Annotated in this window: 10 protein-coding genes; 3 read left to right on the top strand and 7 right to left on the bottom strand. The window is 62.1% G+C overall.

Annotated features, from left to right (window positions below; genetic code table 11):
• Positions 1-107 precede the first annotated feature (107 nt).
• The 3 genes from KOM00_RS18705 to KOM00_RS18695 are packed head-to-tail and all read right to left on the bottom strand — an operon-like array spanning position 108 to position 3,672.
• Positions 108-2,105 carry a CoB--CoM heterodisulfide reductase iron-sulfur subunit A family protein gene (locus KOM00_RS18705; protein WP_216500536.1) on the bottom strand — a complete coding sequence of 666 codons (1,998 nt, stop codon included), beginning with the start codon at positions 2,103-2,105 and terminating at the stop codon, positions 108-110.
• 32 nt (positions 2,106-2,137) lie between these two features.
• The gene (locus KOM00_RS18700) at positions 2,138-3,091 is read right to left on the bottom strand and encodes a CoB--CoM heterodisulfide reductase iron-sulfur subunit B family protein (protein WP_216500535.1); all 954 of its coding nucleotides are present in this window, start codon (positions 3,089-3,091) and stop codon (positions 2,138-2,140) included.
• The gene (locus tag KOM00_RS18695) at positions 3,088-3,672 is read right to left on the bottom strand and encodes a 4Fe-4S dicluster domain-containing protein (protein WP_216500534.1); all 585 of its coding nucleotides are present in this window, start codon (positions 3,670-3,672) and stop codon (positions 3,088-3,090) included. The genes KOM00_RS18700 and KOM00_RS18695 overlap by 4 nt, the downstream gene beginning before the upstream one ends.
• Positions 3,673-4,238: 566 nt before the next feature.
• On the opposite strand from KOM00_RS18695, the gene KOM00_RS18690 reads away from it, so the two are divergent.
• The 3 genes from KOM00_RS18690 (at position 4,239) to selB (ending at position 10,077) form a co-directional block, all read left to right on the top strand.
• Positions 4,239-5,948 (top strand): ABC transporter ATP-binding protein, encoded by a 1,710-nt coding sequence (locus KOM00_RS18690; RefSeq protein ID WP_216500559.1) that lies wholly within the window; start codon positions 4,239-4,241, stop codon positions 5,946-5,948.
• Positions 5,949-6,104: 156 nt separating this feature from the next.
• Positions 6,105-7,910 carry an ABC transporter ATP-binding protein gene (locus KOM00_RS18685; RefSeq protein WP_216500533.1) on the top strand — a complete coding sequence of 602 codons (1,806 nt, stop codon included), beginning with the start codon at positions 6,105-6,107 and terminating at the stop codon, positions 7,908-7,910.
• A 256-nt stretch (positions 7,911-8,166) separates the two neighbouring features.
• A complete protein-coding gene (gene selB / locus KOM00_RS18680) occupies positions 8,167-10,077 on the top strand; it encodes a selenocysteine-specific translation elongation factor (protein ID WP_216500532.1) in 1,911 nt (636 codons plus the stop codon).
• A 249-nt stretch (positions 10,078-10,326) separates the two neighbouring features.
• Here selB and KOM00_RS18675 read toward each other — a convergent pair whose 3' ends face one another.
• From KOM00_RS18675 to hemH, 4 genes are all read right to left on the bottom strand, one after another.
• On the bottom strand, positions 10,327-12,279 hold the full coding sequence (locus KOM00_RS18675) for a TraB/GumN family protein (RefSeq protein WP_216500531.1): 1,953 nt from the start codon (positions 12,277-12,279) through the stop codon (positions 10,327-10,329).
• Between the two features lie 168 nt (positions 12,280-12,447).
• Positions 12,448-13,266, bottom strand: coding sequence for an AAA family ATPase (locus KOM00_RS18670; RefSeq protein WP_216500530.1), 819 nt, complete (start codon positions 13,264-13,266; stop codon positions 12,448-12,450).
• Positions 13,267-13,402: 136 nt separating this feature from the next.
• A complete protein-coding gene (locus KOM00_RS18665) occupies positions 13,403-13,582 on the bottom strand; it encodes a hypothetical protein (RefSeq protein WP_183344170.1) in 180 nt (59 codons plus the stop codon).
• Positions 13,579-14,535 carry a ferrochelatase gene (hemH, locus tag KOM00_RS18660; protein WP_216500529.1) on the bottom strand — a complete coding sequence of 319 codons (957 nt, stop codon included), beginning with the start codon at positions 14,533-14,535 and terminating at the stop codon, positions 13,579-13,581. Before hemH ends, KOM00_RS18665 begins: the two co-directional genes overlap by 4 nt.
• Between the last annotated feature and the right edge of the window lie 295 nt (positions 14,536-14,830).

Raw genomic sequence — 14,830 nt, 5'->3', positions numbered from 1 at the left:
TACGTTCTATGTTCTGCGTTCTATGTTGAAGGCAGAACCAAGAGCGAGAATCGAAGTTGTTTAAGGTTTAAACGTAGAACCTAGAACTTAGAACAGGTTTTAGCCGTTTAGAGCGCCTCTATCATCGCCATGATCTGCTCGTCGGTGTAGCCGTCGAGCTCGATGGACTTGGACGGGCAGGTGGCCTGGCAGGTGCCGCAGCCGCCGCAGACACCGGGGTTCACGTAGGCGACCTTCTTCACCAGGTTCCCCTGGCGGTCCCGAATCTCCTTCTCCTCGATGGCGCCGTAGGCGCAGACCTTCTTGCAGGCGAAACAGCCGACGCAGTACTTCTCGTTCACCTTGGCGACCACCGGGTCGCGCTCCAACTGGTCCTTGGCGAAGAGCGTCATCACCTTGGCCGCCGCTGCGGAGGCCTGGCTCACCGTGTCGGGGATGTCCTTGGGCCCCTGGCAGGCGCCGGCGAGATAGATCCCGGCGGTGGCGCACTCGACCGGCTTGAGCTTCGCGTGGGCCTCGGAGTAGAAGTTGTACTTGTCGTAGGAGATGCCGAGCTTCTGCGCCAAGAGGTCCGCGCCGTCCTGGGGCTGCACCGCGGTGGCCAGCACCACGAGGTCGGCCTCGATCTCGACCTGGGTACCGACCTGGATGTCGCTTCCCATTACCACGATCTTGTCGCCGCGCTGGTACATGCGCGACACCATCCCCCTGATGTAGACCGCTTCCTCTTCCTCGACCGCGCGGCGCCAGAACTCGTCGTATCCCTTGCCCGGGGTCCTCGCGTCCATGAAGAAGACGTAGGCCTGGCCGTCGTGCACCTTGTGGTGGTAGAGCATGGTGTGCTTGGCCGTGTACATGCAGCAGACCTTGGAGCAGTAGGAGATCCCCTTCTCCCTGGCGCGCGAACCGACGCACTGGATGAAGACCACCTGCTTGGGCTCCTTGCCGTCCGAGGGGCGCAGGATCTTGCCGCCGGTCGGGCCGGAGGCGGAGGCGAGGCGCTCGAAGGTCATGCCGTCGATGATGTCGGGGATGGTGCCGTAGCCGAATTCGCCGTACCCCTGGATCGGGCTACCTTCCGGTTTCCTGTCGATGGTGTAGAGCTTGAAGCCGGTGGCGACCACGATGGCGCCCACGTCCTCGACGGTAAAAGTATCTTTCTGTTCGTAATCCACCGCGCCCGGTCCGCAGACCTTGGCGCAGACGCCGCACTTGCCGCTTTGGAACATGGTGCAGTTCTCGCGGTCGATCACCGGGGTGTTGGGGACCGCCTGCGGGAATGGGACGTAGATGGCGGGGCGCATGCCGTGTCCCTGGTCGAACTCGTTGGGGATCTTCTTCTTCGGGCACTTGGTCATGCAGACGCCGCAGCCGGTGCACTTCTTCTCGTCCACCGAGCGCGCCTTGTGCTTCACGGTCACCTGGAAGTTGCCGATGTACCCTTCAACCTTCTCGATCTCGGAATAGGTGAACAGGGTGATGTTAGGGTGGTTGGCCACGTCGACCATCTTCGGTGTCATGATGCACTGGGAGCAGTCCAGCGTCGGGAAGGTCTCGGAGAGTTGCGCCATGTGGCCGCCGATGGAAGGATCGCGCTCCACCAGCACCACCTTGTGCCCGGCGTCGGCGATGTCGAGCGCCGCCTGGATGCCGGCGATGCCGCCGCCGATGACCAGCGCGCGCTTGGTGACCGGTACGGTGATCGGGGCGAGCGACTTCCCTTTCCTCACCCGCTCCACCATGAGCTTCACGATGTCCTTCGCCTTCGCGGTCGCCATGCCCCGGTCCTCGTGCACCCAGGAACAGTGCTCGCGGATGTTGGCCATCTCGCACAGGTACGGGTTCAGCCCCGCCGCCTCGGCCGCCTTGCGGAAGGTCTTTTCGTGCATGCGCGGGCTGCAGGCCGCCACCAGCACGCCGTCCAGCTTGTGCTCGGCGACCGCCTTCTTCAACAGGGTCTGTCCGGGGTCCGAACACATGTACTTGTAATCGCAGGAATAGGCTACCCCGGGGATCTCCCCCGCGGCCTTCGCCACCTGCTCCACATCCACGGTGCGGGAGATGTTCTCACCGCAGTGGCACACAAAAACGCCGATTCTGGACATAAGCTCCTCAATCCGTTGCTGCCGCCATGAGGCTAGAGCAGCTGTTTATCTCTCAACAGCGGTTTCGGGTCGGTGATGACGCTCTCGAAACCGAGGCTCTCCGAGGCTACCCCCATGGCCAGCGCCGCCAGCTGGGTGACGTAGAAAATGGGGACGTCGCGCTGGTCGGGGGCGCTCCCGCCGCGCAGCTCGGAGCCGAAGATGTTGCCGAACAGGGTGGAGTCGGGAGCGCCGTAGGCTTCCTTGATCTCCTTTTGGCGGATGTCCAGGTTGCCGTGGCACAAGGGGCAGGCGACCATGATGCAGTCCGCGCCGGCGATGCGCGCGCTCTCCAGGATGGCGTTGGAGAGTTTGAGCACCACGCCCGGGCGGGACAGGGTGAAGTTTGCGCCGCAGCACTCCATGCGGTGGCTCCACTTGACCGGCTCCGCCCCCAGCGCGCGCAGAAGGTCCTCCATGATGCTCGGGTCCTCGCAGTCGTCCAGCTCAGGTACCTCGGGCGGCCGGGTCAGCAGGCAGCCGTAATAAGAGGCGACCTTGAGCCCCAAGAGCGGCTTCTTCACGCTCTCCTCGAGCCTGGCCAGACCGAACTCGCGGGCCAGGATCTCCAGGATGTGCTTGACCGGCTTGTTAATGGCCGCCGGCCCGTCGATCGCCACTTCGACCTGCTTTCTCTTGGTGTCGTCTTCTTTCAGGTGGTGCTGGGTGGTCTTAAGGCGTGAGAAGCAGGCGGCACAGGCGACGGCCAGGTCCCCCTCGACCTCTTCGGCCAGGGAGAGGTTCTTGGCGCAGAGCGAGAGCGACAAAAGCTCGTCCACGTTATGGGCGGGGGTGGCCCCGCAGCAGAACCAGTCCGGCACTTCCTTGAGACCCACGTTGAGCGCCTTGAACAGCGCGCGGGTGGAGATGTCGTATTCGCGCCCGGAGGCGTGCAGCGAGCAGCCCGGGTAATAGGAATAACTAAGACGTTTCTTGCCAGGTGTCACAGCGCCTCCCCTTTCTTGCGCATCTCTTCGATCCTCTTGAAGATCCCCTCGATGTCGGCGATGTTCTTGTTCTTTGAGTGGAACATCTTCAGCTTCCCTTTGGAGATCAGCTTGGGGCCGAGCATCAGGTCCTTCAGGAACTGCCCGCTCTTCATGTTGAAGGCGGCGCCCAGGCGCAGCTCGTACTGCCTGCCGTAGGTGCGGATGTTCTCGATGAAGAGGCGGTTGGCGAGCTGCACGTAACTTTCCTTGGAGGGGCCGTCCGCGTCCCAGGAGAGCTTTCTGAGCGCGTCCATGATCGCGGCGAGATCCACCTTGTTGGGGCAGCGGGTGGTGCAGGTCTCGCAGGAAGCGCAGTACCAGATGGAGCGCCCGGCCAGGATGCGCTGCCCCTGCCCCAACTGCAGCAGGCGCACCACCCTGTTGGGGGGATGCTCCATGAACGCGGACATTGGGCAGCCGGCAGAGCATTTGCCGCACTGGAAGCAGCGCCGCACCGAACTGCCGGAGAGTGCCTCCACCTTTTTCACGAAACCGACGTTCATGGTCTCGTTGGAGAGGTGCATCAACTTGTTTTTCACTGCTGACCTCGTGACTGGTTCATGGTCGTCCGACCACTTGGTTGATAAACGGCTAAAGATGATACGCCCAATGAAAGTCAAAAAGCAACTTTATGGATTTTGAAGAACGTTGTTTTAAAATATCGCTTTTTGCTGTCATACGAAAATTTCGAATGGACTATACGCCATTTTAAAACAAAAAAGCAAGCATTTGTTTTTGACAAAACTGGCTGAAAAAGAAGGACTTTTGTCAAAACATCTTTGAGGATGAGCGCTTCAGGCGGTGCTTTGACAGAAAAAAAATCGAAAAAAAGTGAAATTTTAGAACAAGCGATCGATTGTTATTGTCTCGGGCCAAAGTATCTGAAGTAGCGCAGGAATTGGTTAGAATTTTCCGATTCGGGGAAATTGTGGCTGCACAGGGGTTTGGTGGGGTCAAAACGGCGCGTTTACGTTTTTTTAAAACATCACCGGCTTATTATTGGAACCGGCAAATACTTTGACAGGAAAAGGGAAATGTAATAATACTACCGGCGCGTTATCTCGCGAGGTGAGCCATCGGCGAATTGAGAAGACTATACCGCTACATGCGCAACCGCTGGGGTGCCTACCTGTTGGGGGCCCTGCTGCTGGTGGGGACCAACCTGTGCGGGCTCGCCATTCCGTGGCTCTTGAAGCTGGCCATCGAGTCCCTGCAGTCACCGGCGAAGGCCGGGTACACCCCGGCGCAGTACGGCGGGCTGATCGCAGCCGCCGCCGTGGCGCAGGGAATCATCCGCGTCTTTTCCCGCACAACGCTCCTAAACGCCGGGCGCCGCATCGAGTACGAGCTGCGCGAGGACCTCTACGCAAAGCTGCTCACCCTGGATCGTACCTACTTCTCCAACTGGCGCACCGGCGACATCCTGTCCAGGCTTGCCAACGATCTCACCAACGTCAGGATGCTGCTCGGCTTCGGCGTCCTGAGTCTTTTGAACACGGTGGTGATCTACACTGCCTCCCTGATCCTCCTCACCCGCATTTCCCCGTTTCTCACCATATGCGCCGTGCTCCCCTTCCCGGTCATGATCCTGATCGTGAAGCAGATGAGCGCCAGCATGTTCCGCGTCTCGAAGCGGACACAGGAGGCGCTGGCCCGGCTCACCACCCGGGTCGAGGAGAACGTCTCCGCAGCAGCGGTGGTGCGGGCCTACTGCCGCGAGGAAGGGGAGATCGAAAGCTTCGGCGCCGTATGCGACAGCTACAGCGACGCCAGCATGGCGATGGCAAAGATCCGAGGGATGATGCTGCCGGTGATGGCGGCGACCGGAGCCATCGGCACCCTCGTCATCCTCTTTGTCGGCGGCAACCAGGTGATCCGCGGCGAGCTCACCCTGGGCGGTTTCGTCGCCTTCAACGGCTACCTTGCCATGCTGGTCTGGCCGACCATCATGTTCGGCTGGATCCTCAACCTCGTGCAGAGGGGAGCCGCGTCGATGACCCGCCTGGGCGAGATACTGAACGCGTACCCCGAGGTGGTGGAGCCGGAGCAGCCGGTCGATCCCGGCGAGATCGAGGGGGAGATCGAGTACCGCAGCCTCAGCTTCAGCTACGGCAGCGCCGAGATGCTGCGCGGCATCGACCTTAAGATCGCAAGGGGTTCCCGCATCGGCATCGTCGGGGTGGTTGGGAGCGGCAAGTCGACCCTGGTGCGCATGATTCCGCGGCTCTTCCCGGTGGCCGACGGCACCCTCTTGATCGACGGCATCGATCTCAACCGGCTCCCCCTGCAGCGCATCCGTGCCGCGGTCGGGTTCGTGCCCCAGGAGACGTTTCTTTTTTCCCGCACCATCGCCGAGAACATCGCCTACGGCAAGCCCGGCGCGACCCGAGAAGAGATCGAGCGCGCGGCCAAGATCGCAGGGCTTTCCGGCGACCTCACCCGGTTTCCGCAGGGGCTGGACACGCTGGTCGGTGAGCGTGGGGTGACCCTGTCCGGTGGGCAGAAGCAGCGCGTCTCGATCGCCCGGGCCCTCATCAAGGAGCCGAGCATACTGATCCTGGACGATCCCCTTTCCGCGGTCGATGCCGATACCGAGGAAGAGATCCTTTCCGCCCTTTCCGGCTACTACGGGAAAAGGACCGTGCTGATCGTGTCGCATCGGCTTTCGCCGCTGCGCAACTGCGACCGGATCATCGTGCTGGAACAGGGGAGCATCGTAGAAGAGGGGAGCCATGCGGAGCTGTTGGAGCTCGGCGGCCGCTACGCCGCCATCCACAGGGAAGAGCAGCTTAAGGCGGAGATAGAGAGGCTTTAAAGGCAAAAGCTTTAACGCAAAGTCGCAAAGGCGCTAAGACGCCAAGAAAAAGCAAAAAACAAGCGAGGGGTCAAACCTTCATAGAATTTCCCTGCGTCTCTGCGCCTTTGCGTCTTCGCGTTAGGGCTTTTGGTTTTCAGGTTTAGAGGGAGCGGCATGCACTTCGGCGGGATATACGAGGATGAAACGGTAGGTAAGGTGTACGATCGGCGCCTGATGGGGCGCTTCATCGCCTACGTCCTGCCGTACCGCCGCATGCTGACGACGGCGCTCCTGCTGCTCCCGCTGATCGCCGCCTCGAAGCTCGCCCAGCCCTGGATCATCAAGGTCGCCATCGACGAACACATCGTGAAGGGACGCATGGAGGGGCTCCCCGCCCTGGCCGCGGCGTTTCTCGCCATCATCTTCGCGGAATCGATCCTCATGTTCGCCCAGGTCTACCTGCTGCAGTGGGTGGGACAGCGGGTGATGTACGACATAAGGGTGCAGCTTTTCAGCCACATCCAGCGCCTCTCCACCCGCTTCTTCGATCAGACCCCGGTGGGAAGCCTGGTCTCCCGGTTGACCAGCGATATCGAGGTCCTGGGCGAGATGTTCGCTGCGGGCATCGTGACGGTGGTCGGGGACATCCTGGTGCTGGCGGGGATCGTCGGCATCATGCTCTGGATGAACGTGCGGCTCTCGCTGGTCACCTTCTCGGTGCTCCCGGTGCTGATCTGGGTCGCCTTCGCCTTCCGCAAATGGATGCGGCTCGCCTTCCGCCAGGTGCGCGCGCGCCAGGCGAACCTCTCCGCCTTCCTCGCGGAGAGCATCGGCGGCATGGCGGTGGTGCAGCTCTTCAATCGGGAGCGGGACGAGGCAAAGGAATTCCGCAGGCTGAACGCCTCCTACGTGGAGGCGAACCTCCCGGTGATCACCTGGGACGCGGCCCTCTACGCGGTGGTGGAATCGCTCTCCTCCGTGGCCGTGGCGCTGATCATCTGGTACGGGGGGGGCGAGATCGTGAAGGGGACGCTCTCCTTCGGCTCGCTGGTCGCCTTCATCCAGTACATCGAGAAGTTCTTCTCCCCGATCCGGGACCTTTCGGCCAAATACTCCATCATGCAGGGGGCGATGGCTTCCCTGGAGCGGATCTTCGCCCTGCTCGACAACGACGACCGCGAGCCCGCGGTGCTGCCGGCCTCGGAAGCGGCCAAGGGGACGCCGCAGGCATGCCAGGCCTCCCCGGCGCAGGCGCTGCAGAGCATCTGCTTCAACGATATCTGGTTCGCCTACAAGGATAGGGATTACGTGCTGAAGGGTTTCTCCCTGCAGATGAAGCGCGGCGAGAAGGTGGCGCTGGTCGGGGAGACCGGCGGCGGCAAGACCACGGTGACCAGGCTCCTGTCCCGGCTCTACGACGTGGAGCGCGGCTCCATAACCATCGACGGCACCGACATCCGCGAGCTGCCGCTACCGGTGCTGCGCAGGCGGATCGGCGTGGTGCTGCAGGACCCCTACCTTTTTTCCGGCACCATCGCCTACAACATCTCGCTGGGAGACCCCGAGGCGCTCAAGAGGGTGGAACAGGCGGCGGCCGTGGTCGGAGCCGATCGCTTCATCCGGGAACTCAAAAACGGTTACGACGAAGAGGTGCGCGAGCGCGGGGTGAACTTCTCCGCCGGAGAGCGGCAGTTGATCTCCTTCGCACGCGCCGTGGCCTTCAACCCCGAGATCCTGGTGCTGGACGAGGCGACGGCCAGCGTGGACACGGCCAGCGAACGGCTGATCCAGCAGGGGCTCGAAGGGTTGATGCAGGGGCGGACCACGCTCGTGGTCGCCCACCGTCTCTCCACCATCCGCGACGCGGACCGCATCGTCGTGATCCACCACGGCGAGAAGGCGGAAGAAGGGACGCACGCGGAATTGATGGCCGCCCAGGGACTCTATTACCGGCTCTACCAGCTGCAGTTCAAGGATTAGCCCATCCCCGCGTACCCGTTTTTTTCTTCGCCGTAAGTGATCCGTAGGGGCAAATAACCATTTGCCCAGCCGCCGATGCCCCCACCGCAGTCGATGGCGAGAGAGGTTAAGGCGAGATCAAGGGGGGCGAATGGTTATTCGCCCCTACATTGGGCATCTCGTGAAAACGGCATCGACGGCGACCTGATTGAAAGACCGGTTGACCTTTGATTCAAAAATTGAGATATAAGAAAGAATTTTTTCACGGAGCAACACCATGAAGCATCTCATTCTCGGCACTGCCGGACACATAGATCATGGCAAGACCTCGCTGGTCAAGGCGCTGACCGGGGTCGATACCGATCGCCTCAAGGAGGAAAAGGCCCGCGGCATCACCATCGAGCTCGGCTTCGCGCACCTGGAACTTCCAGGGGACCTGCGCTTCGGCATCGTCGACGTTCCCGGTCACGAGCGCTTCGTGCGCACGATGGTGGCGGGCGTCGGCGGGATGGACCTGGTGCTCCTGGTGATCGCGGCGGACGAAGGGATCATGCCCCAGACCCGTGAGCACCTGGAGATCTGCCAGTTGCTGGGAGTCAAGCGCGGCATCGTGGTGCTCACCAAGAAGGACATGGTGGAGCCGGACTGGCTCGACCTGGTCACCGAAGAGGTGCGCGATTACCTTGCGGAAAGCTTCCTCGCCGGCGCCCCCATCGTTTCGGTTTCCTCCCGCAGCGGCGACGGCATCGACAATCTGAAAGCGGAACTGACCAAGATGGCCAAGGAGATCGAGCAGAAGCGGGTCGACTCCCCCTTCCGGCTTCCGGTGGACCGCGTCTTCACCGTGACCGGTTTCGGCACCGTGGTCACCGGCACGCTCCTCTCCGGCAGCATCGCCGTGGGCGACGAGGTCGAGATCCTTCCCTCCGGCATCGCCTGCCGCGTGCGCGGCGTGCAGTCCTTCGGCTCCAAGGTAGAGAAGGGTGGGGCGGGCGAAAGGCTCGCGGTCAACCTCCAGGGGGTGGACCACACCGACGTGCAGCGCGGCGACGTGGTCGTTCCCAAGGGGCTCTACAAGTCGACCAGCGCCGTCGACGTGCGGCTCAACTACCTCGCCTCAATGGGGAAGGAGCTGAAGCACCGCGCCGGCGTCCGCCTCCATTCGGCCACCTACGAGGTCCCCGCCAAGATCATCCTTTTCGACCGCGACGCGCTTCAGCCCGGGGAAAGTGCCTACGTGCAACTCCGGCTCGACCACCCGGTGCTGCTCTTGCCGGGCGACCCGTTCGTGCTGCGCACCTATTCGCCGCAGGCGACCCTGGGCGGCGGGACCGTGCTGGACCCCGCGCCGCCGCGCCGCCGCCGCCGTTCCGCAGAGGCGCTCGCGCTGCTCGAGGCCGTCGAATCCGGCGTGGACCAGGAGCGCATCCGGCTGCTGGTCGAGTCGTCGCTTCTCTCCGGCATTTCCATCCAGGAGATGGTGAACCGTTCCGGGATGTCGGGCAAGAGGATCGAAGCGGCCCTGGCCCCGCTCCTTTCCAGCGGCGCCGTGCTCCAGGTGGTGAAGGAGCCGCGCATCTTCCTCAGCAAGGACGCCTTCGCGCAGTTGAAGCAAAGGCTTTCCGAGGAGTTGCAGGAGTATCTCCAGGAAAACCCGATGCAGGAAGGTATCGGCAAGGAAGAACTGAAGTCGAGGATCCCAAGGCGCAGCGACGCCCGCTTCTTCGGCCCGGTGCTGTCGAGTCTGGAGAAGGACGGGCTGGCGCTTTCCGACCGCGAGCTGGTGAAGCTCCCCGGGCGCAAGGTCGGCGTGACCCAGGACCAGGCGAGCGTGCAGCGTGCCCTCGAGGAGGCGCTCACCAAGGCGTGGTTCGAGCCTCCCACCCTGAAGGAGCTTTGCGACCTGGTCGGCGCCACCGAGAAGCAGGTGCTCGATCACGCCAACATGATGTTCCGCGAGGGGAGGGTGGCCAAGATCAAGGGGGACATCTTCTACGCCCCCGGCGCCGTCAACGAGCTGCGCGACAAGCTGGTGGCCCACCTGAAGGAGAAGGGGGAGATCACCCCGCCCGAGTTCAGGGACCTGACCGGCCTGTCCAGGAAGTTCATGATCCCGCTCCTGGAGTACTTCGACCAGGAGAAGCTCACCATCCGGATGGGGGACAAGAGGGTGTTGAGGAAGGGGTAAGCGTAAAGACTGGGATTAAGACTGAGATTAAGACTGAGATTAAGACTGAGATTAAGACTAAGACTAAGATTAAGACTAAGATTAAGACTAAGATTAAGACTAAGACTAAGGCCCTCCGCTTCGAGGGCCTTTTTAATTTCTGGGGACGTCTCCCCCGGTCGCACGCGGGGCGAATGATTATTCGCCCCTACAAAACCTCGTCCACCTGTAGGGGCGAATAATCATTCGCCCGTCACCGCCCCGACCTTCTCACCAAACGTAATCCTTGGCGATGTCACGCTTGTCGCGACCGTAGAGGATGTGGAAGGCCCGGAGCTTCTTGAGGGCTACGGGGGAAAGACTCCCGAGCGGCAGGTAGATGATCCTTTTCCCCAGCCGCGCCGCGTGCTGCTTCATAAAACTGCGCGGCGGCTTGGCGGCGGCGTACACCACGTCCTTCTCCAGCGAGTAGTCGAGCGCCGCCATCAGGAGATGCTCCCCCTTCCCGAGCGCGAGCCGGTAGTCAGGGTCGTGCCAGACGTCGACCATGCGCCGCGGCGGATAGCTCAACAGGAATCCCCCGTACTCGCAGCGCGATATTCCGGGACCCACGACGTTGTCGGTAGGCGGCGTGGCGTAGAAGGCCATGTCCGATTCCTGCGCATGTTCGCCCAACCAGGTCATGCAGTACGGGTACTTCGTCCCCTCCTTGTCCTCGTCGAGGATCACCACCACGCACCCCACGCCGCTCTTCAACCGCTTGTTCTCTTTGACGTAGATCTTCCCCTCGTGCACGTTGCGCAGGGTCTCACGCATGTCGATCCCGTCCAGAAGAGACGAGGTGAACGGCTCTGACTTGCTCGCCTCCTCGCTCAACTGCCGGGCCCCGATCCGCTTCAGGTTGCGGCCGTACTCCTCGATGTTGATGTCCTCGGGCGGATAGGAGCAGATGTACGGATCGTCGAACCCCTCCAGCCAGTCGCCGGGGCGCTTTTCCTTCTTCCGGTTCATCATCTTGAGCCGCGAGAGCCCCTTGGCGCGCACCTGCTCGCGCGGGCGAAACCGGATCCTCTTGGTGGCGGACCAGAGCTCGGCGGCCGACAGCCGCAGGGTGGGGATGTCGCTCGCCTCGCGCTGCCAGGGGTAGTGGGCGGCGAGCCGGAAGAAGGCGTAGGCGAAGTTGTCGTCCAGGCAGCCGCGCGCTGCGGCCAGCATCTGGAACAGGTCGGGGAGCAGCATGCGCGACAACAGGGCGTAATTTCTGGCGAAGCGGAAGAAGGCGCGCTTCTGCCAGAAGTGCACCTTGTCCCCGGTCTCCTGCCGGTAGTGCCGGGCCGCCTCGAGAAAGAGCCGCAGCATGATCTTCTGCCGGTCGGGGAGTTCCCCCTCCGGACCGATCCGGTGCGCGCTTCTCTGCACCGATTCGGCCAGCGCCTCCTCCTCGGGGATAGTCTGCTTCCCCCCAAGGATCAGCTCAAACGCGTTGAAGCTCTTTCGCAGCGAAGGACCGCCGGAAGCGGGTTCGGGGGGAAGGGGCGATCGCCTGGTCTCGTAGAGGGCGGAGAGGAAGGGATACTCGGCCAGGACCTCGTGGCAGCATTCCGGGTGCAGGTTGAAGATGGTGATCCCCTCGCGGCGGGTGCGGGTCAGGGGCTGGGCCTGCGGCGCGTCGAAATCCCGGCGGATCCGCTCAAGGTGTGACATCCCGCAGATGAAGAGGACGCGTTCGTGCTGTGCCGAGAGCTGCCTCAGGCGGTAGGCCATGCCTCGCTCGCGGCGCAGATCCTCCTCGCCGGACGGGATCTCGCGGTAGAGCTTGGCCACCTCGCGGTAGAACGGTTCCAGGCCGATGCGCTGCACCGAGTAGGAATCGGGGAGCTGCTCGGGGTGTGAAGGGTAGGAGTCGAGGTCGATGTCGACCAGGTGCAGCGGGACCTCGTTTTCAAGGGCGAGCCGCGCCCCCTCGATAAGGGGGTCGGCCGGTTCGATGATGAGGAACACGGACTGGCCGCCGACGTGGTAGGCGAGCACCGAGATCTCAGGCAGGCGCCGCACGCCGCGCAGGAACTGCTGCTCCAGCGTTTGCGGGAGCTCCAGCGCGATGCAGTCCGGCTTCACCGTCTCGAACGCCTCCCGCACCAGGTGGGCGAACTCCATCCGGTAGTGCAGGATGGGGAGGGCGTGGACGTTGCCAAATTGTTCCAGGTAGAGTCGCTCGGACATAAGTAAAAGGTGTGGAGCTGATTTTAGATGCCGCAGTTCATCCCCCTCGCCCTTCGGGAGAGGGGCAGGGGTGAGGGCATGCGGCAGCTTGGTCCTTTGTGGCGTCGCACTCACCCGACCTGCGGCCACCCTCTGCCGGGGGGAGAGGGTAATGGAATGGACGAAGTCTTACTTCAGGTAACGGAGCGCCTCTTCCCCGAGTATCCGCTCCACGGCAAGCGGCAGGAGTTCGCGCGGGTCCTTCTCGGTCGCCGCCATCATCTTTAAGGCGTAGCGGGCGATGTTGATGCCGTCTCGCACCGAGTAGGGCTCGTCCGCCGCGTGGCCGCGCTGCAGGAACTGCACGACGTAGTTGAGGATTGAACTGCCGGCGAAGGGAAGATTCTCCTTCAGGATGGCCAGTTCCTCGTCCGCCTCGGGGAAGTCGATGAAGAGCTGCGGCTGCAGCCGGGAATGGATGTACTCCGGCACCTCGAAGGTGGAGGAGTCCTCGTTCATGGTCACCACGATCCGGAAGTCCGGGTGTGCCTGGATCCTGAGACCGGTGATGATCGATTCGACGTAGCGGCGGTCATCAAGGAGCGGCGCGAGGGACGCCCATGCCTTCTCGCTCATCCGGTTCCCCTCGTCCAGGATCAGCACGCCCCCCGAAATCATGGCCGAGACCAGCGAGGAGGCGGCGTACTGGATGGTCCCCTCGGGGCCGATCACCGGCGTCACGATCAGGTCCTCGGGGCGGGTGTCCATGGTGGCCTGGAACAGGTAGACCTTGCGTCCCAGCTTCTTCGCGGCGGCGTAGGCGAGGGTGGTCTTGCCCACCCCCGGCTTGCCGATCAGGCGCGGGTTGAAGGGGATGTCGCGCTCGTCGATCACCATCCAGGCAGCCAGAAGCTGTCGGAGCAGTTCCTCGTCCCCCACCCAGCGCAGGGGGAGCTCGATGGGGTTGGCGAGGGTCAGGTTGATGCCGTCCAGGGTTATCCGATCCATAAAAGCTCCAAAAAAAACCAAACCATTAGCCATGGAGAAGTTCGGAGTAAATCAGAGAGAACCAAAACAAAGACTTTAGGGGTTCAGGTTTTCTCAGATGTCCTCAGATTTTATCCGTGGCTGACGGTTTCAGGTTTTAGGTATTCATCTCGTGCCCGTACATCATGACCAGCCGGGCGCGGTTCTCGCGGCAGCTTTTGCAGAGCTCGCCCGCGTCCTTGAAAAATTCCTCCGCCAGCCACTCCCCCGCCTCGCCGTACAGCGAATCCGGCTCGTTCTCGTCGTACTCGGTCTTGCAGATGCTGCAGGTTTTCATGCTTTTACCGTCGTCCGTACCAGGTCCGCCAGGCAATCCAGGAACATCGGGTCGGAGTTGAGCGACTCGGTCCTGACGAAGCGCTTGATGCCGTGCGCCTTCGCCTCTTCGGCGTACTGGATGTCGATCTCGTAGAGGGTCTCGATATGGTCGGAGACGAAGGAAAGCGGCACCATCAACAGGTTCTCCTTCCCCTCCTTGGCCAACCGCTCGAGGGTCGCCTCGGTGGAGGGCTCCAGCCACTTCACCTTGCTCGCCTTGGACTGGAAGCAGAGCAAGTGGCTCGCCTCGCCTACCTGTTCCATCACCAGCCGCACGGTCTCCTGGATGTGCGCCAGGTACGGGTCGCCTTCGTCGATGAAGGACTGGGGAAGCGAGTGGGCCGAGAAGACGATCTCCACGTCCTTGCGGTCCGGGAACGCCTGCAGCCCCCGGATCACCTTCCCGGCCAGCGCCTTGATGTAGAGCGGATGGTTGTAGAAACGGTCGATGTAGGTGATCTCGAAGTCGGCCTTCGATTCCTTCAGCACGCGCTGCAGCTCGTTGACGCTGGAACCGGTGGTTGCCTTGGAGTAGTGCGGGTACAGCGAGAGAGCCACGACGCGCTTGATCCCCTCACGCTTGATCGCCGCCAAGGCATCGATGGTAGAGGGGCGGGAGTAGCGCATGGCGACGAAGGAGCGGAAGCGCTCGCCCAGAAGCGCCTGCAGTCCCGCTCCCTGGGCCTCGGTCAGCTCACGGATCGGGGACTTGCCGCCGATCTGGCGGTAGTACTCCTCCACCTTGGGGGCCCGCTTGTTGACGATGCGCCGGGCGATGAAAGGCTGCAAAAAGGCCGGCCCGATCTTGATGATGTCGCGGTCCGTGAAGAGGTTCATGAGGAAAGGGTGCACGGCGTCCAGTGAATCGGGGCCTCCCATCTGGAGCAGCAGGAGTGCGGTTTTGTCTGACATGGCAACCTCTTGGGCGAGAATAGTGGCCCAAGAAATGTAGCAGAAAACGAGGGGAAGTAGAACCGGTTTAATTCATTGGGAAGGGGGAACGGCAAAACAAATTAACAGGGATAAAAAGGATAGAAGGGATGAACAGCGAAAACCACACGGCTTTGGTTTAAAACCCTAAGCTTGAGCTATCTTCACTTTTGAGGACACACCATATATCCTAACGAGCCAGGAGGGTGTGTCATGAGATCGAATCGCAAGTACGATTCAGAGTTCAAGCAAGAAGCGATCAAGTTAGTCATTGATG

The organism is Geomonas diazotrophica (genome assembly GCF_018919385.1).
Taxonomy (GTDB): domain Bacteria; phylum Desulfobacterota; class Desulfuromonadia; order Geobacterales; family Geobacteraceae; genus Geomonas; species Geomonas diazotrophica.
Note: the sequence above shows the minus strand (reverse complement) of the source record. Positions and strands in the feature narration are given on the sequence as shown.